The sequence below is a fragment of the Gryllotalpicola kribbensis genome (genome assembly GCF_039538245.1).
GTDB classification, from domain to species: Bacteria; Actinomycetota; Actinomycetes; order Actinomycetales; family Microbacteriaceae; genus Gryllotalpicola; species Gryllotalpicola kribbensis.
Genome location: NZ_BAABBX010000016.1, coordinates 381077 through 400665 on the forward strand (window position 1 = coordinate 381077; position 19589 = coordinate 400665).

General features: G+C 69.5%; 16 protein-coding genes. 11 read left to right on the forward strand and 5 right to left on the reverse strand.

Annotation, left to right across the window (positions count from 1 at the left end; genetic code table 11):
• Positions 1-37: 37 nt before the first annotated feature.
• Positions 38-1612, reverse strand: a complete 1575-nt coding sequence (locus ABD716_RS14130) for an ABC-F family ATP-binding cassette domain-containing protein (RefSeq protein ID WP_344777947.1) — start codon at positions 1610-1612, stop codon at positions 38-40.
• Positions 1613-1917: 305 nt separating this feature from the next.
• On the opposite strand from ABD716_RS14130, the gene ABD716_RS14135 reads away from it, so the two are divergent.
• On the forward strand, positions 1918-3456 hold the full coding sequence (locus tag ABD716_RS14135) for an HNH endonuclease signature motif containing protein (RefSeq protein ID WP_344777948.1): 1539 nt from the start codon (positions 1918-1920) through the stop codon (positions 3454-3456).
• 50 nt (positions 3457-3506) lie between these two features.
• Here ABD716_RS14135 and add read toward each other — a convergent pair whose 3' ends face one another.
• Positions 3507-4571 (reverse strand): adenosine deaminase, encoded by a 1065-nt coding sequence (gene add / locus ABD716_RS14140; protein ID WP_344777949.1) that lies wholly within the window; start codon positions 4569-4571, stop codon positions 3507-3509.
• Positions 4572-4746: 175 nt separating this feature from the next.
• On the opposite strand from add, the gene uvrA reads away from it, so the two are divergent.
• From uvrA to ABD716_RS14190, 10 genes are all read left to right on the forward strand, one after another.
• Positions 4747-7641: an excinuclease ABC subunit UvrA gene (gene uvrA / locus ABD716_RS14145; protein WP_344778430.1), complete on the forward strand. Its 2895-nt coding sequence runs from the start codon at positions 4747-4749 to the stop codon at positions 7639-7641.
• Positions 7642-7643: 2 nt separating this feature from the next.
• Entirely contained in the window at positions 7644-9620 is a 1977-nt protein-coding gene (gene uvrC, locus ABD716_RS14150; protein WP_344777950.1) for an excinuclease ABC subunit UvrC, read from the forward strand.
• 22 nt (positions 9621-9642) lie between these two features.
• A complete protein-coding gene (gene rapZ, locus ABD716_RS14155; RefSeq protein WP_344778432.1) occupies positions 9643-10539 on the forward strand; it encodes an RNase adapter RapZ in 897 nt (298 codons plus the stop codon).
• Positions 10540-10562: 23 nt separating this feature from the next.
• Positions 10563-11540, forward strand: a complete 978-nt coding sequence (whiA, locus tag ABD716_RS14160; RefSeq protein WP_344777952.1) for a DNA-binding protein WhiA — start codon at positions 10563-10565, stop codon at positions 11538-11540.
• Between the two features lie 100 nt (positions 11541-11640).
• Complete coding sequence (locus ABD716_RS14165; protein ID WP_344777954.1) at positions 11641-12264, forward strand: superoxide dismutase; 624 nt, start codon at positions 11641-11643, stop codon at positions 12262-12264.
• 100 nt (positions 12265-12364) lie between these two features.
• Positions 12365-13369 carry a type I glyceraldehyde-3-phosphate dehydrogenase gene (gene gap / locus ABD716_RS14170; protein WP_344777956.1) on the forward strand — a complete coding sequence of 335 codons (1005 nt, stop codon included), beginning with the start codon at positions 12365-12367 and terminating at the stop codon, positions 13367-13369.
• 41 nt (positions 13370-13410) lie between these two features.
• Positions 13411-14634, forward strand: coding sequence for a phosphoglycerate kinase (locus tag ABD716_RS14175; protein WP_344777958.1), 1224 nt, complete (start codon positions 13411-13413; stop codon positions 14632-14634).
• Positions 14631-15437, forward strand: coding sequence for a triose-phosphate isomerase (gene tpiA / locus ABD716_RS14180; protein WP_344777960.1), 807 nt, complete (start codon positions 14631-14633; stop codon positions 15435-15437). Before ABD716_RS14175 ends, tpiA begins: the two co-directional genes overlap by 4 nt.
• Before the next feature lie 139 nt (positions 15438-15576).
• Complete coding sequence (secG, locus tag ABD716_RS14185) at positions 15577-15822, forward strand: preprotein translocase subunit SecG (RefSeq protein ID WP_344752739.1); 246 nt, start codon at positions 15577-15579, stop codon at positions 15820-15822.
• Positions 15823-15880: 58 nt separating this feature from the next.
• Positions 15881-16243 (forward strand): RNA polymerase-binding protein RbpA, encoded by a 363-nt coding sequence (locus tag ABD716_RS14190; RefSeq protein ID WP_344777962.1) that lies wholly within the window; start codon positions 15881-15883, stop codon positions 16241-16243.
• A gap of 54 nt (positions 16244-16297) precedes the next feature.
• Here the strand turns inward: ABD716_RS14190 and pgl are convergent, their stop codons facing one another.
• From pgl to zwf, 3 genes are read right to left on the reverse strand one after another with little or no spacing between them, the layout of a single operon-like run.
• Positions 16298-17068 carry a 6-phosphogluconolactonase gene (gene pgl / locus ABD716_RS14195; RefSeq protein WP_344777964.1) on the reverse strand — a complete coding sequence of 257 codons (771 nt, stop codon included), beginning with the start codon at positions 17066-17068 and terminating at the stop codon, positions 16298-16300.
• Between the two features lie 33 nt (positions 17069-17101).
• Positions 17102-18046 (reverse strand): glucose-6-phosphate dehydrogenase assembly protein OpcA, encoded by a 945-nt coding sequence (locus ABD716_RS14200; protein ID WP_344777966.1) that lies wholly within the window; start codon positions 18044-18046, stop codon positions 17102-17104.
• Complete coding sequence (zwf, locus tag ABD716_RS14205; protein WP_344777968.1) at positions 18043-19584, reverse strand: glucose-6-phosphate dehydrogenase; 1542 nt, start codon at positions 19582-19584, stop codon at positions 18043-18045. The genes ABD716_RS14200 and zwf overlap by 4 nt, the downstream gene beginning before the upstream one ends.
• Positions 19585-19589 lie beyond the last annotated feature (5 nt).

Genomic DNA, 19589 nt, shown 5'->3' on the forward strand with positions numbered 1-19589 from the left:
CACGTGCGCAGGGCGTCGCGTGCGCAGGGCGTCGCACTCAGCGCGCCAGCGTCGTGAGGTTGCCGGATGCCTCGAGCCGCAGCTCGACGTCGAGGTTCAGCCTCTCGAGGAACCCGCGATCGTGGCTCACGACGAGCAGCGCGCCGCGATAGGCGCAGAGCGCCTCGACCAGCCGGTCGATCGAGTCGAGATCGAGGTTGTTGGTCGGCTCGTCGAGCACCAGCAGCTGGGCCGGCGGGTCGGCGAGCAGCAGCCGAGCGAGCCCGACCCGGAAGCGCTCGCCGCCCGACAGACTCGAGACCGGCCGGTCGACGGCGTCGCCGCGGATGAGGAAGCGGGCCAGCCGATTGCGCAGCTCACCCGTCGTGGTGTTCGGCGCCGACGCGGCGACGTTCGCCAGCACGGTTCCGCTCTCGTCGAGGGTGTCGATGCGCTGCGGGAGGTACGCGACCCGCTCCGCCAGCAGGCCCTCGCCGCCCACGAGTCGCTCGAGCAGTGTGGTCTTGCCGACGCCGTTCGGCCCCGTGAGAGCGACCCGCTCGGGGCCCTGCAGCACGAACTCGCGCCCGTCCGCGCTGCGCAGCACGGCGATCCGGCGCCCGCGCGCAAGTCCCGGGTCCGGCAGGTCGACCGTGATGCGATCGTCGTCGCGGATCAGCAGGTCTGCGGCCTCGACCGCCGCCTTGGCCTCGGCTTCGCGCCCCGCATGCAGGCCACGGATCTTCGCGCCGGACTTCTCACCCGAGTTCTTCATCGCATCGAACATCGCCTTGCCGAAATCGCCGTTCGCTCGCTTCTTCCGACCGTCTGCGGCACTGCGCGCCACTTTGGCCTCGGCCCTGATCCGGTCGCGCTGCTCCACGCGCAGGCGCTGCTTGGCGGTGGCGAGAGCCTGCCGAGCCGCCGCCTGCTGCTCGTCGAGCCAGGCGCGATAGGCGCTGAACGGGCCGCCGAAGACCGTGAGCGCGCCGCCACGCAGCTCGGCCGTGTCATCCATCAGCTCGAGCAGCGCCGTGTCGTGGCTCACCACGATGAGCGCGCCGCGCCACCCGCGCACCAGCTCGTAGAGCCGCTCACGCGCGTCGCCGTCGAGGTTGTTGGTGGGCTCGTCGAGCAGGGCGACGGATGCCCCGCGCAGCCGCACCCCGACGACGCCGGCCAGCATCGCCTCGCCTCCGCTCAGCTCGTCGACCCGGCGGTCGAGGTCGGCGGGCAGCCCCGTCGCTGCGAGCTCGGCGGCGGCACGCTCTTCGAGATCCCAGCCGTCGCTGCCGATGAGGTCGTAGTTCGCGGGGTCCGTGTCGCCGCGCATGACCGCGCGGACGGCGTCGACCGCGGCGCGCACCCCGAGCAGCTCGGCCACCGTGGCATCCGCATCGAGCGTGAGGTGCTGCGGCAGATAGTCCACCGTGCCCGTGACGGTCGCGATCCCGCTCGTCGGCGTGAGACGGCCCGCGATCAGCCGCAGCAGCGTGGATTTGCCGGCGCCGTTCGCGCCGATGAGGCCGGTGCGGCCGCGGCCGAAGGAGCCGGTGAGGCCGTCGAGGGCGAGATCGCCGTCAGGCCAGGTGAATGTGAGGTCGTTCAAGACGACCGAGGGTGCAGAGGGCATGGAAAAGGCTCCGGTTGGTGTCGAGATGGAATGCCGACACGGCGGAGCCTTGGTGCTCGATCAGGGGCGGGCAGGCGGCGGTGTCAGCGAGTGGTCGCGAAACCGGTGATGCCCGTCATTCCCTGTCCTTCCTCCCGTTCCCTGGCATAGCGGGTGATCCGCGGGAACACGTCAATGATGGCATGGATGCGTGGGCCGGTCACCCGTTGGGCAGCACTTTCCGCTCACATACCGAAATCAACGAAATAGTACACACATTCGCCATCCAGGCCTTGAATGTCGGTGGTTCGCTCTAGCCTGATGGCGTGTCTTCGGTACTCGAGTCGCTTCAGAGCCTGGCCGCCATGGTCGACCGGGCGCTGCCGTGTGCCGACGATCTCGCGGCGCTGACGCCCGACGAAGAGGCCCGGGCGACGCAGCTGCTCGGCGGCATCCGCTCGCGAATCGGCGGAACCATCTCACTGCTCGCCGCCGACATTCAGCGCAAGTCCGCGCGCGAGCTCGGAGTCGACGGGCTCGCCCAGCGGCGCGGCTTCAGAGACGGCGTCGGGCTCATTCAGAACCTCACGGGGGTGAGCCGCGACGAGGCCACTCGGCTGATCCGTGTGGGCGATCTGCTCGAGACCGCCCAGGCGGTCGCCCCCGTTCATCCGACGGCAGGTGAGCCGCGGGGCGAGCCTGCGCCGCGCTCGATATCGGCCCTCGCCGGCCTGCCCGGCTCGTGGGACGCGCCGATCGGCGTCGCCGTGCGCAACGAGTGGCTGAGCGCGGCGCAGGGCGACGCGCTACGGCGAGCGCTCGGCACGCCCCGGCTGAGCGAGCTGGCTGTCGCGTGGCGCCGCGGGGTGCTCGAACTGATCGCCGACTGCTGGTCGGGCCAGTGGTCTCCTGAAGACCTCTCCCGTGCCGCTCAGCGCATGCGCGCCTCGCTCGACACGCTGGCGGCCGCCCGCGAGGCCGAGCAGCGGAAGGAGATGCGCTCGTTCCGACGGCACGTGCGTACGAGCGGCATGGTGCACTACGACATCGATCTCGACCCGGAATCCGATGCACGGTTCTATGGGCCGATCCGTGCCATGCTGTCGCCGCGGCTCGGCGGCCCGCGCTTCCGCGACGAGGCCGAGCTCGCTTGGGCACGCGAGCTCGACGACGACCCGCGCAGCAATGAGCAGCTACAGGCCGACACGCTCGTCGACCTGGTCGAGTGCGGCGGCCGGTCCGAGCAGAACGTGCTGCTCTCGCGGCAGCGGCCCCAGGTCACGGTGGCGGTCACCACGCGCGATCTCGCCAGGGCGCGCACGGCGCAGGCGATTCTCGCGCGGCATCACGCGGGCGATCACACCAGCTGCCCGGGCGCATCCTTCGGCCTCCCGTGTGCGGGGCCCGATGAGGGCATCGCCTGGGTCGACGGGGCGAACGCCCCGATCACCGCGACGGATGCCTTGCGGATGGTCTGCGGCAGCGGGTTCACCCCCATGCTCTTCGACGAGACAGGCCAGGCGATCGACGTCGGAAAGGACCAGCGGCTCTTCACCGGCAGACAGCGGCGAGCGATGGCGACGCGCGACGGCGGGTGCCTTTGGCCCGACTGCCCGATGCCTCCCGGTGCCGCTGAGGCGCATCACGACAACCCCTGGGGCGCGAGTCCCGCGAACCGCAGAACCGAGACGCGCGACGGCGTCCTGCTCTGCAGGCGACATCACCTGATGCTGCACAACCATGGTGCGCGCGTCGAGCGGCGCGGCTCGGAGTACTGGCTGCTGTGGCCGGGGCGAGATCCGATCAGGCTGCACTCGAAGGCCGGGGGGCAGGCGCAGCTACGGCTCGAGAGCGTCGGCGCATGAGGCGGAAGTGTGTGTGTGTGTGGCGTCGCGCTGCGGCCGGCCGCGTGCGGCTACGCGGGCGCGGCCGCGTGCGCCCCTGGTTCGAGCAGCGCGTCGAGCGCCAGGAACTCGGCGTGGAATGCCGCGCGCAGCCGAGCCTTCTCATCACTGTCGCAGAACGCGCCGTCGATGCCGGCGAGAGCGACCGCCTTGGCGCCCTCCGCGTCGATGCCGAACGAAAAGAGGCCCTCGCTGTACTCGCGGCCGATATCGGTTCGGAAGAAGACGCCGTCATCGGTCGAGACCGAGACGTTGAGCCCGGCGCGGATCATCCGCGCAATCCGGTGACCGGGGTCGAGCGCCCACCCCGACAGTGCGCGGGTCGACAGGGGAGTGGTCGCGAACGGCAGCTGCCGCTCGCGCAGGCGCGCGACGAGCTCGGGGTCGTCGAGCACGCGGTAGCCGTGGTCGATGCGATCGACCCCGAGCACGTCGACGGCCACGCGCACGTCCTCTGCAGAGGCGGTTGCGGTCTCGCCCGCATGGGCGGTGAGGTGGAAGCCGTGCCGCTTCGCCAGCGCGTATGCCTCGGCGAAGCGCCCGGGGTCCTCGGTGTTCTCGGGCGTGAGGTCGTCCTGCCCGAGCGCGACCACCTCCGGGTACGGGTGGCTGATCATCTGCTCGACCAGCTCGACGGCACTTCCCGCCGACTCGCGCCGGTTGATCGCCACCACGAGTCGGAAGCCGACGCCCAGATCGCGCTCGGCTGCACGCAGGCCGTCGATCACCGGCTCGAGGAACTCGCGGTAGCCCATGCCGCGCGCAGCGAAGTACTGCGGGTTCACGCCGTACTCGCGGTAGCGCAGATTGCCCGCGATCACCGCGGCACGGACCCCGTCGTAGGCGGTCGTCGCGAGGTCCTCCGACGTGCGCAGCACGTCGGTCGCCGCCCGGAACGCCACGAGGAAGTCGGCGAGGTCGTCGTAGGCGAACAGCTCCTCGGGGTCGGTGGTCGGCAGCTCGACCCCGTAGCGGTCGGCGAGCGAGATGAGTCGTGCGGCACTCAGCGTCGAGACGAAGTGGCAATGCAACTCGGTCTTGGGAAGGAGCCTGAGGTAGTCGCGGTATGCCAGCACGCGATCATCGTGGCACGGCCGCCGTCACTCGGTACAGAGGCCCGCGCCAAGCGCAGGCGAGGCTCGGCCGAGGCCCGCGCCAAGCGCAGGCGAGGCCCCCGCCAAGCGCAATGTCGGTGGTCGAATCTAGACTCGAAAGGTGACGTCCCCCACTACTTCCGCAGCGTTCGGGCACGTGCACCCGGTCGGCTCGCGAGCCAAGCTCAGCGTGCGCGGCGCGCGCGTGCACAACCTGCACAATGTCGACCTCGAGATCCCCCGCGATGCCCTGGTGGTCTTCACCGGGCTCTCCGGCTCAGGCAAGTCCTCGCTCGCCTTCGACACGATCTTCGCCGAGGGCCAGCGCCGCTACGTCGAGTCGCTGTCGGCCTATGCGCGCCAGTTCCTCGGCCAGGTCGACCGCCCCGACGTCGACTTCATCGAGGGTCTGAGCCCCGCGGTCTCGATCGACCAGAAATCCACGAACCGCAACCCGCGCTCGACCGTCGGCACGATCACCGAGATCTACGACTACATGCGCCTGCTCTGGGCGCGCATCGGCGTCGCTCACTGCCCCGTGTGCGGCGAGAAGATCCAGCGCCAGACCGTGCAGCAGATCGCCGACCAGCTGATGGAGCTCGAAGAGCGCACTCGCTACCAGGTGCTCGCCCCCGTCGTGAAGCAGAAGAAGGGCGAGTTCGTCGACCTCTTCAAAGAGCTCGCGGCCAAAGGCTTCGCCCGCGTCCTCGTCGACGGCGAGCAGCACGCGCTGACCGAGCCGCCGACGTTGAAGAAGTCCTACAAGCACGACATCTCGGTCATCGTCGACCGGCTGGTCGCCGGGCCCGAGATCCTCGGCCGGCTCACCGACTCCATCGAGACCGCGCTCGGCCTGAGCGACGGCCTCGTCGACGTGAACTTCGTCGACGCCCCGGCAGACTCGCCCGAGGCATGGGTGACCTTCAGCGAGAAGCTCGCCTGCCCGAACGGGCACCCGATCCAGCTCACCGAGATCGAGCCGCGCACCTTCTCGTTCAACGCGCCGTTCGGCGCCTGCCCCGAGTGCTCCGGCCTCGGCGTGCGCATGGCCGTCGACGACGAGCTGCTGCTCGGCGACCCCGAGCTGAGCCTCGCCGAGGGCGTCATCATCCCGTGGACGAGCCAGGGCAAGAGCCTCTACCAGTACTACGAGAAGCTGCTCGCCGGCCTCGCACGCGACCTCGACTTCGACCTCGACACGCCGTGGAACAAGCTGCCCGAGCGCGTGCGCACGGCGGTCATGCACGGCGAGAACTTCGAGGTCAAGGTCAAGTGGCGCAACCGCTTCGGCCGCGAGATGAGCTACACCTCGGGCTTCGAGGGCGTCGTGCCCTACATCGAGCGCCAGTACGCCCAGGCCGAGACCGACACCCAGCGCCAGCGCTGGGCCGAGTTCCTGCGCGAGGTGCCGTGCCCTGTCTGCGACGGCAAGCGCCTCAAGCCCGAGGTGCTCTCGGTGCTCATCCACGACCACTCGATCGCCGATGTCGCCGAGCTCAGCCTCACCGACTCGCGCGAGTTCATGAACAAGCTCACGCTCACCGACCGCGAGGCGACGATCGCCGCTCAGGTGCTGCGCGAGATCAAGCTGCGCCTCGACTTCCTCATCCAGGTCGGGCTGGGCTACCTGAACATGGCGCGCGCGGCCGGAACCCTCTCGGGCGGCGAGGCGCAGCGCATCCGGCTCGCGACGCAGATCGGCTCGGGCCTCACGGGCGTGCTGTACGTGCTCGACGAGCCCTCGATCGGCCTGCACCAGCGCGACAACCGCCGCCTCATCGACACCCTCGTCGCCCTTCGCGACCTGGGCAACACGCTGATCGTCGTCGAGCACGACGAAGACACGATCCGCACCGCCGACTGGATCGTCGACATCGGCCCCGGCGCGGGCGAGGGCGGCGGCAAGGTCGTCCACTCCGGCACCTACGACGAGCTCGTCGACAACAAGGACTCGCTGACCGGCGACTATCTCGCCGGCCGCAAGGCGATCGCCGTGCCGAAGAAGCGCCGCAAGGTCGACAAGAAGCGGATGCTGCAGGTCGTCGGCGCCAATGCGAACAACCTCAAGGACCTGACGGTCGAGTTCCCGCTCGGCGTCTTCACCGCGGTGACGGGGGTGTCCGGCTCCGGCAAGTCGACCCTCGTCAACGACATCCTCTATCGCGTCCTCGCGCAGCGCCTCAACGGCGCACGCAAGGTGGCCGCCAAGCACACGCGCGTGACCGGCGTCGACAACCTCGACAAGGTCGTGCACGTCGACCAGGCGCCGATCGGCCGCACCCCGCGGTCGAACCCGGCGACCTACACCGGCGTGTTCGACAAGATCCGCACGCTGTTCAGCGAGACCGTCGAGGCGAAGTCCCGCGGCTACCAGCCCGGCCGCTTCAGCTTCAACGTCAAGGGCGGCCGCTGCGAGAACTGCCAGGGCGACGGCACGATCAAGATCGAGATGAACTTCCTGCCCGACGTCTACGTCGACTGCGAGGTCTGCCACGGCGCACGCTACAACCGCGACACGCTGCAGGTGCACTACAAGGGCAAGAACATCGCCGAGGTGCTCGACATGCCGATCGCCGAGGCGGCCGAGTTCTTCGAGCCGATCGGCTCGATCCACCGGTTCCTGAAGACCCTCGTCGACGTCGGCCTCGGCTATGTGCGACTCGGCCAGTCCGCCACGACGCTCTCGGGCGGCGAGGCGCAGCGCGTCAAGCTCGCCACCGAGCTGCAGCGCCGCACCAACGGCCGCAGCATCTACGTGCTCGACGAGCCGACGACGGGCCTGCACTTCGAAGACGTGCGCAAGCTGCTGCTCGTGCTCGACAGCCTCGTCGAGAAGGGCAACACGGTCATCGTCATCGAGCACAACCTCGATGTCATCAAGAGCGCCGACTACCTGATCGACCTCGGGCCTGAGGGCGGCGCGGGCGGCGGTCAGGTGATCGCCACGGGAACGCCCGAGCAGGTCGCCCAGGTCGAGGCGAGCCACACGGGGTTCTTCCTGCGCGAGATCCTGGGGCTCGACGAGCGCGCTCTCGCGAAGGCATCCGCCTGACCGTGGGCCCCGCCATCACCAACGGGCGCGCGCCGAGCCAGACCGTTCCCTACAAGCCGAAGACGGGCGAGATCCCGACCTCTCCCGGCGTGTACCGCTTCCGCGACGCGAGCCAGCGCGTGCTCTACGTCGGCAAGGCGAAGAACCTGCGCGCGCGGCTCTCGAACTACTTCCAGCCGCTGCGCAATCTGCACGAGCGCACCCGCCGCATGGTCACGACCGCGGCGAGCGTCGAGTGGACGGTCGTCGGCAACGAGTTCGAGGCGCTGCAGCTCGAGTACACCTGGATCAAGGAGTTCAACCCGCCCTTCAACGTCGTCTTCAAGGACGACAAGAGCTACCCCTACCTCGCCGTCACCCTCGGCGAGAACGTGCCCCGCGCGCTCGTCACCCGCAGTCGCAAAGACAAGACGAGCCGCTACTTCGGGCCGTACACGAAGGTCTGGGCCATCCGCGAGACGCTCGATCTGATGCTCAAGGCGTTCCCGATGCGCTCCTGCTCCGACGGGGTGTTCCGCCGCGCCGAGCAGACCGGCCGCCCGTGCCTGCTCGCCGACATCGGCAAGTGCGCGGCGCCCTGCGTCGGCCGCATCACCCGCGAAGAGCACCGCGAGCTCGCGAACGAGTTCGTCGACTTCATGTCCGGCAGCGACCAGCGCTACCTGCGCACGCTCACCAAGGAGATGACGGATGCCTCGGCCGAGCTGAACTTCGAGCTGGCCGCCCGCTATCGCGACCGCATCCAGGCGCTGACCGCCGTGATGGAGAAGACCGCGGTCGTCCTCTCCGACAACGTCGACGCCGACGTCTTCGGCATCGCCCACGACGAGCTCGCGGCCGCGGTGCAGCAGTTCATCGTGCGCGGCGGCCGCATCCGCGGAACACGCAGCTGGGTCGTCGACAAAGAGCTCGACCTCGAGCTCGGCGAGCTCGTCGAGACCGTGCTGCAGAACGCCTACGACGGCGACTTCGCGCCCCCGCGCGAGGTCATCGTGCCCGAGGTGCCCGACGACAGCGAGGCGCTCGAGCAGTGGCTCACGGCCCGGCGCACCGAGTTCGACGGCGCGAGCCGCGGGGGAGCGGTCGCGCTCCGCACCGCACAGCGCGGCGACAAGGCCCAACTCGCCCAGACCGCCGCCATCAACGCGAAGGGCGCTCTCGCCCTGTACAAGACGCGCCGCAGCGCCGACTTCACCGCCCGCTCGCAGGCGCTGAACGTCATCCAGGACGCGCTCGGCATGGCCGAGGCGCCGCTGCGCATCGAGTGCTACGACGTCTCCCATCTGCAGGGCACGAACGTCGTGGCCTCCATGGTCGTCATGGAGGACGGCCTGCCGCGCAAAGACCAGTACCGCCGCTTCTCGATCCCCGAGACGACCGACGACACCGACTCGATCTACCAGGTGCTCACGCGGCGCCTCGCCTATCTGAAAGAGGAGGCGGCGGCCCCCGTCGGCGAGCGCGACGACGAGACGGGCGAGACCCGCCGGAAGAAGTTCGCGTATGCCCCGCAGCTGCTGCTCGTCGACGGTGGCCAGCCCCAGGTGAATGCCGCGAAGCGCGCGCTCGACGAGTCCGGCGTGCGAGGCATCCAGCTCGCGGGCATCGCCAAGCGCCTCGAAGAGGTGTGGCTGCCCGACTCCGACTATCCCGTGATCCTGCCGCGCAACTCCGACGCGCTCTTCCTCATCCAGCGCATCCGCGACGAGGCGCACCGCTTCGCGATCACCTATCAGCGCTCGACCCGCAAACGCGACATCTCGACCGTGCTCGGCACGGTGCCCGGCCTCGGGCCGGCCCGCGTCAAAGAGCTGCTAGGGCACTTCGGCTCCGTGGCGCGTCTGCGGCAGGCATCCGTCGAGGCGATCGCCGAGGCGCGCGGCATCGGCCCCGCGCTCGCGCAGGCCGTGTACGACACCCTGCACGTGGCGGACGCGGCGCAGGCGGCACAGCCGGCCCCCGGTGCCACCGGCGAGTGAATAGGCTGGTGGTGTGACGGCCATGCCACCAGCGCAGACAGCACCGGGCACCGCCATGTCGACGCAAGAGGTGCTCATCGTCACCGGGATGTCCGGCGCCGGCAGGTCGACCGTGGCGAAGGCCCTCGAAGACCTCGACTGGTTCGTCGTCGACAACCTGCCGCCGCAGATGCTGCGGCCGCTGCTCGACCTGGCGGGCCGCACCGAGCAGGACACTCCGCGTATCGCCGCCGTGCTCGACGTGCGCGGCCGCGACTTCTTCACCGAGCTCCAGGACCTCCTGCCGTCGCTGCGCGACAACGTCCGCCTGTCGGTGCTGTTCCTCGACGCGTCGGATGCCGCGCTGGTGCGGCGCTTCGAGTCGGTGCGCCGCCCGCACCCCCTGCAGGGCAACGGCACGATCCTCGACGGGATCATGGAGGAGCGCACGCGGGTCAAGCAGCTGCGCGAGTTCGCCGACAAGGTGATCGACACCTCCGAGCTGAACGTGCACCAGCTCACGAACCAGATCCACGACGCGTACAAGACCGACACGACTCCCGGCGTGCAGCTGACGATCTCGAGCTTCGGCTTCAAGTACGGGCTGCCGAGCGACGCGGACATGATCGCCGACGTGCGCTTCCTGCCGAACCCGTTCTGGGTTCCCGAGCTGCGTGCGCTGAACGGCACGGACGAGCCGGTGCGCGACTACGTCTTCGAGCAGGACGGGGCGGCCGAGTTCGTCGATCTGTGGAGCCGCATGCTCGAGGTGGCCCTCGCCGGCTACCAGCGCGAGAACAAGCGCCACGCGATGATCGCGATAGGCTGTACCGGCGGCAAGCACCGCTCCGTCGCGATCGTCGAGGAGCTGGCGCGGCGGGCCTCTGCCCTGCCCGGAGTCGCCGTCAACGTCAAGCACCGTGACCTTGGCCGCGAGTGACGCGGCAGATTGGACGTAACTCAGTGGCACTGACCGCGGACGTGAAGGACGAGCTTCTCTCGGTCGAGGCGGGCAAGACCACGGTACGTGCGGCGGAGCTCGCCACCATCCTGCGCCTCGCCGGCGGCCTGCACGTCATCTCGGGCCGCATCGCCATCGAGAGCGAGCTCGACAGCCCGCAGCTCGCGCGCCATGTGGCTCGAGGCCTGGCCGAGCTGTACGGAGTCCGCTCAGAGGGCGCCGCGATCAAGGCGTCCGGAACGCGTCGCACCGACCAGTTCGTGGTCCGCGTCGTCGACGGCGGTGAGACGCTCGCCCGCCAGACCGGCCTGCTCGACGCGCGCCGTCGCCCCATCCGCGGGCTGCCCAACAAGCTCACGACGGGTTCGCGCGACGAGCTGGCCGCCGTGTGGCGCGGGGCGTTCCTCGCCGCGGGCTCCCTCACCGACCCCGGTCGCACCGCCTCGCTCGAGATCACGACGCCCGGCAACGAGACCGCCATGGCGCTCGTCGGCGCGGCCGGGCGCCTCGGCATCGCGGCCAAGGCGCGCGAGGTGCGCGGCGTGCATCGGGTCGTGATCCGCGACGGCGAGGCGATCAGCGGCATGCTGTCGCTGATGGGCGCCGCCGGCACCGTGCGCAGCTGGGAGGAGCTGCGGCAGCGCCGCGAGGTGCGCGCAACGGCGAACCGACTCGTGAACTTCGACGACGCGAACCTGCGCCGCAGCGCCCAGGCGGCGGTCGCCGCGTGCGCGCGCGTCGAGCGCGCGCTCGAGATCCTCGGGCCCGATCTGCCCGAGCACCTGAAGTACGCGGGCGAGCTGCGCCTCGCCCACCGCGACGCGAGCCTGGACGAGCTCGGCCACCACGCCGACCCGCCCATGACGAAGGACGCGGTCGCCGGCCGCATCCGCCGGCTGCTCGCGATGGCCGACAAGAAGGCCGCGGATCTCGGGATTCCCGGCACGGAGGCGAACCTTCCCCCCGAGCTCGAGGAATAGGCCGTAACGCAAGCGGGCATGCGGTCCTTCGAGCCTTATCCGCACGCTCTCGCGTTACTAGAGTTGAGAACGTCTGCAGAAGATACGAGGAGAAGAGTGAATGGCTGACTACACGCTCGCCGACCTGCCCTATGACTACTCGGCACTCGAGCCGAACATCTCGGGCCGGATCATGGAGCTTCACCACGACAAGCACCACAAGACCTACGTCGACGGTGCGAACACCGCTCTCGCCAAGCTCGCCGAGGCGCGCGACGCGGGCGACCTCACCTACGTCAACAAGCTTCAGAAGGACCTGGCCTTCAACCTGGCCGGCCACGTGAACCACACGGTCTTCTGGAACAACCTCTCGCCGGACGGGGGCGACAAGCCCGAGGGCGAGCTCGGCGCGGCGATCGACGAGTTCTTCGGCTCGTTCGACAAGTTCCGGGCGCACTTCACCGCCTCGGCCCTCGGCATCCAGGGCTCCGGCTGGTCGATCCTCGCGTGGGACTCGCTCGGGCAGAAGCTCATCATCGAGCAGCTCTACGACCACCAGGGCAACCTGGCCGCCGCGACCGTTCCGCTGCTGCTCCTCGACATGTGGGAGCACGCGTTCTACCTCGACTACGTCAACGTCAAGGCCGACTACGTCAAGGCGTTCTGGAACATCGCGAACTGGGCCGACGTCAACGCCCGTTTCGAGAAGGCGCGCACCACCACCTCCGGTCTGCTGCTTCCGTAGCTGATGTCCGGCGCCCGGCACACAATGCCGGGCGCCGGTTCTGCACCTCACCACCCTCACCAGCCGGCAGCGCCGGCATCGACACCACCTGGAGATCCCCGTGTCCGTAAAGATCGGAATCAACGGCTTCGGCCGTATCGGTCGCAACTTCTTCCGCGCAGCGCTCGAGAAGGGCACCGACCTCGAGATCGTCGCCGTCAACGACCTCACCGACGCCAAGACGCTCGCGCACCTGCTCAAGTACGACTCGATCCTGGGCACGCTGAAGGAGACCGTGGCGGTCGACGGCGACGACATCGTCGTCGACGGCAAGCGCATCAAGGTCCTCGCCGACCGCGACCCCGCCAACCTGCCGTGGGGCGAGCTCGGCGTCGAGATCGTCATCGAGTCGACCGGATTCTTCACCAACGGCGAGAAGGCAAAGGCGCACCTCGACGCCGGCGCCAAGAAGGTCATCATCTCGGCCCCTGCCACCAACGAGGACGGCACCTTCGTCATCGGCGTGAACGAGGACTCGTACGACCCGGCGACGCAGCACATCATCTCGAACGCCTCCTGCACGACCAACTGCCTCGCGCCGCTGGCCAAGGTGTTCAACGACAAGTTCGGCATCGAGCGCGGCCTCATGACGACGGTGCACGCCTACACCGCCGACCAGAACCTGCAGGACGGCCCGCACAAGGACCTGCGCCGCGCCCGCGCCGCCGGCCTCTCGATCATCCCCACCTCGACGGGTGCGGCGAAGGCCATCGGCCTGGTGCTGCCCGAGCTGCAGGGCAAGCTCGACGGCTTCGCGCTGCGCGTGCCGACCCCCACCGGCTCGATCACCGACCTCACCGTCACCACCAAGACGCCGGTGACCGTCGACGAGATCAAGGCCGCCTACAAGGAGGCAGCAGAGGGCCCGCTCAAGGGCATCCTCGAGTACACCGAGGACCCGATCGTCTCGCGCGACATCGTCGGCAACCCGCACTCGTCGATCTTCGACGCCGGTCTCGTCCGCGTCATCGGCGACCAGGTGAAGCTGTCGTCCTGGTACGACAACGAGTGGGGCTACTCGCGCCGCCTCGTCGACCTGGCCGACTACGTGGCCGAGCGCCTCTAAGCCGCTCGAGGCCGCACCGACGAGAGACAAGAGGACACGCAGTGGCGCTTCGCACCCTGGAATCACTGGGCTCGCTCGCAGGCAAGAAGGTCGTGGTTCGCTGCGACCTGAACGTTCCGCTGAAGGACGGCGTCATCACCGATGACGGCCGCGTGCGCGCGTCCCTGCCCACCCTCAACGCGCTGCTGTCGCAGGGCGCCCGAGTCGTGGTGATCAGCCACCTCGGGCGCCCCGACGGCGCACCCGACCCGAAGTACTCGCTCGCGCCCGTCGCCGCCCGACTCGGCGAGCTGCTCGGCGCATCCGTCGAGTTCGCGACCGACACGGTCGGCCCTGATGCCGAGGCCAAGGTCGGGGCGCTGGAAGACGGCGGGGTGGTCGTGCTCGAGAACCTGCGCTTCAACCCCGAAGAGACCTCGAAGGACGAGAGCGCGCGCACCGCGTTCGCCGGCCGGCTCGCCGCGTTCGGCGACGCGTTCGTCTCCGACGGCTTCGGCGTGGTGCACCGCAAGCAGGCATCCGTCTACGAGCTCGCTGAGGCGCTGCCGAGCGCCGCGGGCCTGCTCATCCAGGCCGAGCTCGACGTGCTCGACCGCCTCACCGAGAACCCCGAGCGCCCCTACACGGTCGTGCTCGGCGGCTCGAAGGTCAGCGACAAACTCGGCGTCATCGGCCATCTGCTGCCGCGCGTGAACTCGCTCGCCATCGGCGGCGGCATGCTGTTCACCTTCCTCGCGGCCCAGGGCCACAAGGTCGGCTCGAGCCTGCTCGAGGCCGACCAGATCGACACCGTGAAGGGCTACCTCGCGAAGGCCGAGGAGCTCGGCGTCGAGATCGTGCTTCCGACCGACGTCGTCGTCGCCGAGAAGTTCGGCGCCGACGCCGCGCACGAGGTGCGCCCGGTCGACGACATCGAGGGCACCCCCTGGGGCTCGGCCGGTCTCGGGCTCGACATCGGCCCCGAGACCGCCGCGGCGTTCGCCGAGAAGATCGCCTCCGCCAAGACCGTGTTCTGGAACGGCCCCATGGGCGTGTTCGAGCTCGCGCCGTTCGCGGCGGGCACCAAGGCCGTCGCCCAGGCGCTGACCGAGGTCGACGGCCTCTCGGTCGTCGGCGGCGGCGACTCCGCAGCCGCCGTGCGCGCGCTCGGCTTCCAGGACGAGCAGTTCGGGCACATCTCCACCGGCGGCGGCGCCAGCCTCGAGTTCCTCGAGGGCAAGAAGCTGCCCGGGCTCGAGGCGCTCGGCTGGGAGGCCGCCGAGTGAGCGACGCGCCCGTGGCCGAGACCCGCCGCACCCCGCTGATCGCGGGGAACTGGAAGATGAACTTCGACCACCTGCAGGCGATCGCGTTCGTGCAGAAGCTCGCGTGGACCCTCAAGGATGCCCAGCACGACTACGACGACGTCGAGGTGGCGGTCTTCCCGCCGTTCACCGACCTGCGCAGTGTGCAGACGCTCGTGCAGGCCGACAAGCTGCAGCTGAAGTACGGCGGGCAGGACGTCTCGACGCACGCCGCCGGCGCCTACACCGGCGAGATCTCGGCGGGCTTCCTCAAGAAGCTCGACTGCGACTATGTGATCGTCGGCCACTCCGAGCGCCGCTACCGGCACGTGGAGTCCGACGAGACCATCGCCGCCAAGGCGAAGGCCGCGAAAGAGACCGGCCTCGTGCCGCTCATCTGCGTCGGCGAGACCGCGAAGGACCTCGAGCGCCACGAGCCGAGCGCCGTTCCCGCGAACCAGCTGCGCGGCGCGCTCATCGACTTCAAGCCCGGTGACGAGTTCGTCGTCGCGTACGAGCCTGTGTGGGCGATCGGTGCGGGGGCCGCGGCCACGGCCGAGCAGGCGCAGAACGTGGCATCCGTGCTGCGCGATGTGGTGCGCCAGGTCGTGGGCGACGAGACGGCGGCGACCACGCGCATCCTCTACGGCGGCTCGGTGAAGTCCGACAACATCGTCGGCTTCATGAAGTGCCCCGACGTCGACGGCGTGCTCGTCGGCGGTGCGAGCCTCGACGTCGACGAGTTCGCCGCAATCGTGCGCTACAAGAAGCACGCGACCTACTGATCGGCGGGCCGGCCGGGCAGCGGTCGCGACCGTGATCGGCCGACCCGACCTGACCGTCGGCAATCGACGCTCGTTTATACTGGCAGACGGTGCCGCGGACGCTTACCGCCGGTGCCGACGCTGAAGAAAGGCCCATATCGTGCAAATCCTCCAGGTCGTCCTGCAGGTGCTCCTCGGCATCACCAGCCTGCTGCTGACCCTCCTGATCCTGCTGCACAAGGGGCGCGGCGGCGGCCTCTCCGACATGTTCGGCGGCGGCATGACCTCGAACCTCGGCGCCTCGGGCGTCGCGGAGCGGAACCTGAACCGCATCACCGTGATCCTCGGCCTCGTCTGGGTCATCTGCATCGTGGTGCTCGGTCTCATCACCCGCTTCACGTCGTGAGCACCGCACAGCTCGCGACGGCATCGCACACGCACACCCGAAACATCTAGGAGGAGCAATGGTTTCCGGAGGCAGCGCCATCCGGGGTTCCCGCGTCGGCGCGGGCCCGATGGGCGAGCAGGACCACGGCCATCACGCCGATCGCATCGCGGTCTCGTACTGGGACGCTCTCGGAAACGAGACCGTCCGCTACTTCGCGGCGAACCTGCCCGAAGAAGAGATCCCCGAGACCATCGACTGCCCGACGTCGGGTCTTCCGGCGGGTCGCGACAAGGCGAACCCGCCGGCGGTCGCGAAGAACGAGCCGTACAAGACGCACCTCGCCTACGTGAAGGAGCGCCGCACCGAGGAAGAGGCCGAGGCCCTTCTGCAGGAGGCGCTCGACAAGCTGCGCGCGCGCCGCGGCACCGTCGCCAGCTAGGCACGCACCCATGAGAAAGGGGCTCCCCATGCGGGGAGCCCCTTTCTCGATGCTCTAGTAGCTCTCGGCGATCAGGTCCTCGGGAACCTCGGCCGCGGCATCCTCGTCGACGAAGAAGACGGTGCGCTTGCGGCCCTTGGCACCGGCGGCCGGCACTTCGAGGTACGACGCGCCCGCGAGGGCGAGGCCGAGGGCGGATGCCTTGTCGGCGCCGGCGAGCACGAGCCACACGCGCTCGGACGAGTTGATCACGGGGCGGGTGAGCGACAGCCGCTCAGGCGGCGGCTTCGGCGAGTTGCGCACCGAGATGACGGGGGCGTCGGTGACGCGGATGCCCGCCAGGTTCGGGAACAGCGATGCGATGTGCCCGTCAGGGCCGACGCCGAGGAAGGTGATGTCGAACCGCGGCCACTGGCCGCCGTCGGGGGAGAAGCGGGCGAGCTCGGCGGTGTACGCCGCGACGCCCTCTTCCAGCGAGGCCACCTCGTCGCTCGCCGCGAAGGGGTGGATGTTCTCGGCAGGAACCGCGATGTGGTCGAGAAGGGCCTCGCGCGCCTGCAGCTCGTTGCGGTCGGCGTCGCCCTTCGGCACGAAGCGCTCGTCGCCCCACCAGAAGTGCACCTTCGACCAGTCCACGCTGTCGCGCGACGGTGACTCGTTGACGGCGGCCAGCGAGCCGATGCCGATGGTGCCCCCTGTGAGCACGACGTGGGCGTCGCCGAAGTCGGCGATGACGTCGACCACCTTGGTGAGGAACCGGGCCGCGACCGAAGCGGCGAGTGCTTGCTTATTCGGGTGGACAAGCACCCGCCGTTCGTTCGTCATAGTCTCCTCAGACTACTGCGGTGGTGGCGCCGACTAGTGACCGAGCAGAGCGATGCCCTTGGTGATGACCTGGCCGTACAGCTCGTCGGGGTCGAGCCGACGCAGCTCCTCGGCGAGGCAGTCGCGCAGGTTCCGGCGGGGGAGCGCCAGGTCGTGCGTGGGCTGCCCCGGCTGCTTCAGGGTCGCGATGCCGGGAACGTCGCGCTCGAGCTCGATGTCACCCGAGGCGCGCGTGAGGCGCACGCCGTGGATGCCGCTCGAGCCGTTCGCGCGGGTGGTGATGTCCTTGTTCACCGGCGCGTCGAGCGCCATGCGCAGCCAGGCCGCGAGCAGGTACGTCGAGGGGGAGTCCTCTGCACCCGTCACGTGCACCTGGGTGACCGGCTCGTACGGCGCCTGGTCGAGCGCCGCCGCGAGCTGCGCACGCCACAGCGTGAGGCGCGTCCAGGCGAAGTCGGTGTCGCCGGGCGCGTACGTGACCGAGTTGTGGCGGATCGCCGCGGCCGGGTCGGGCTGCGTCGAGGCATCCGTGATGCGCCGGGTCGCGATGCGCCCGAGGGGCGAATCGGAGACCTTGATCGGCGCCTTGCGCGGCCACCAGGCGACGACGGGGGCGTCGGGCAGCAGCAGGGCCGTGACGAGGCCCTCCTCGTCGTCCGCGACGTCGCCGTAGGCGCGCAGGATGATGACCTCGGAGGCGCCGGCGTCGGCGCCCACGCGGATCTGCGCGTCGAGGCGGTGGCCCACCGACGCGAGCGCCGGGTCCTCGTCGTCGGCCTTCGCGATGACGATGACGCGCATCGGATGCTCGCGCGAGGCGTCGTTCGCGGCCTCGATGGCCTCTTCCTCTTCGCCCATCGCGGTCGAGATGACCAGGGTGAGCACGCGGCCGAGGGTGACGACGCCACCCTCGTCGCGGATCTTCACCAGGGTCTTCGCGACGCCGTTGGTAGTGGTGTCTGACAGGTCGACGATCACGGACGCCTCCAAACTCGGCCGTCGCGGGCCATCATGTCGTCTGCGGACTTGGGGCCCCACGAGCCCGGCTTGTACTGCTCGGGCTGGCCCTGCTTCGCCCAGAACTCCTCGATCGGGTCGAGGATCTTCCAGGAGAGCTCGACCTCCTCGTGGCGCGGGAACAGCGGCGGGTCGCCGAGCAGCACGTCGAGGATGAGCCGCTCGTAGGCCTCAGGGCTCGCCTCAGTGAACGAGTGGCCGTAGCCGAAGTCCATCGTGACGTCGCGCACCTGCATGCCCGCACCCGGCACCTTGGAGCCGAAGCGGATCGTGACGCCCTCGTCGGGCTGCACGCGGATCACGAGGGCGTTCTGGCCGAGCGCCTCGGTCTGCGAGCCGTCGAACAGCTGCTGCGGGGCGCGCTTGAACACGACCGCGATCTCGGTGACGCGGCGGCCCAGGCGCTTGCCGGTGCGCAGGTAGAACGGCACTCCTGCCCAGCGGCGGGTACCGATCTCGAGCTTGATGGCGGCGAAGGTCTCGGTCGCGGACTGAGGGTTCATGCCCTCTTCCTCGAGGAATCCGAGCACCTTCTCGCCACCCTGCCAGCCGCCCGCGTACTGGCCGCGCGCGGTCGCCGTGGACAGGTCCTCGGGCAGGCGGACGGCGGCGAGCACCTTCTCCTTCTCGGCGCGCAGGTCCTTCGCGTCGAAGCTGATCGGCTCTTCCATGGCGGTGAGCGCGAGCAGCTGCAGCAGGTGGTTCTGGATGACGTCGCGGGCAGCGCCGATGCCGTCGTAGTAGCCGGCACGGCCGGCCACGCCGATGTCTTCGGCCATCGTGATCTGCACGTGGTCGACGTAGTTGGCGTTCCAGATCGGCTCGTACAGCTCGTTCGCGAAGCGCAGCGCCAGGATGTTCTGGACCGTCTCCTTGCCGAGGTAGTGGTCGATGCGGAACACCGAGTCGGGCGGGAAGACCGACTCGACGACCGAGTTCAGCTCACGCGCCGTCTTGAGGTCGCTTCCGAAGGGCTTCTCGATGACGACGCGGCGCCACTGGCCCTCCTTCGAGTCCGCGAGCCCCGACTTCTTCAGCTGCTCGGTGACGAGCGGGAAGGCCTTCGGGGGGATGGACAGGTAGAAGGCGTGGTTGCCGTTGGTGCCGCGCTCCTCGTCGAGGGCGTGGATCGTGTCGGCGAGGCGCTGGAAGGCCTCGTCGTCATCGAACTCGCCGGGGACGAAGCGGATGCCCTGGGCCAGCTGCTGCCACACCTCGTCGTGGAACGGGGTGCGCGCGTGCTGCTTGACGGCCTCGTAGACGACCTGCTCGAAGTCCTGGTCGACCCAGTCGCGTCGAGCGAAGCCGACGAGGGCGAAGCCGGGGGGCAGCAGGCCGCGGTTGGCCAGGTCGTAGACTGCCGGCATCAGCTTCTTGCGCGACAGGTCGCCCGTCACGCCGAAGATGATGAGCCCGGACGGGCCCGCGATGCGGTTCAGCCGTTGATCGTCACGGCTGCGCAGAGGATTGAAATCCTTGGTGATCTCCACCGGGGACATTGAGC

Coding starts and splice junctions, on each gene's coding strand:
- pgl (WP_344777964.1), bottom strand. CDS start 17,068: ATGACGAACGAACGGCGGGTGCTTGTCCACCCGAATAAGCAAGCACTC.
- ABD716_RS14190 (WP_344777962.1), top strand. CDS start 15,881: ATGGTTTCCGGAGGCAGCGCCATCCGGGGTTCCCGCGTCGGCGCGGGC.
- zwf (WP_344777968.1), bottom strand. CDS start 19,584: ATGTCCCCGGTGGAGATCACCAAGGATTTCAATCCTCTGCGCAGCCGT.
- ABD716_RS14165 (WP_344777954.1), top strand. CDS start 11,641: ATGGCTGACTACACGCTCGCCGACCTGCCCTATGACTACTCGGCACTC.
- rapZ (WP_344778432.1), top strand. CDS start 9,643: ATGCCACCAGCGCAGACAGCACCGGGCACCGCCATGTCGACGCAAGAG.
- ABD716_RS14130 (WP_344777947.1), bottom strand. CDS start 1,612: ATGCCCTCTGCACCCTCGGTCGTCTTGAACGACCTCACATTCACCTGG.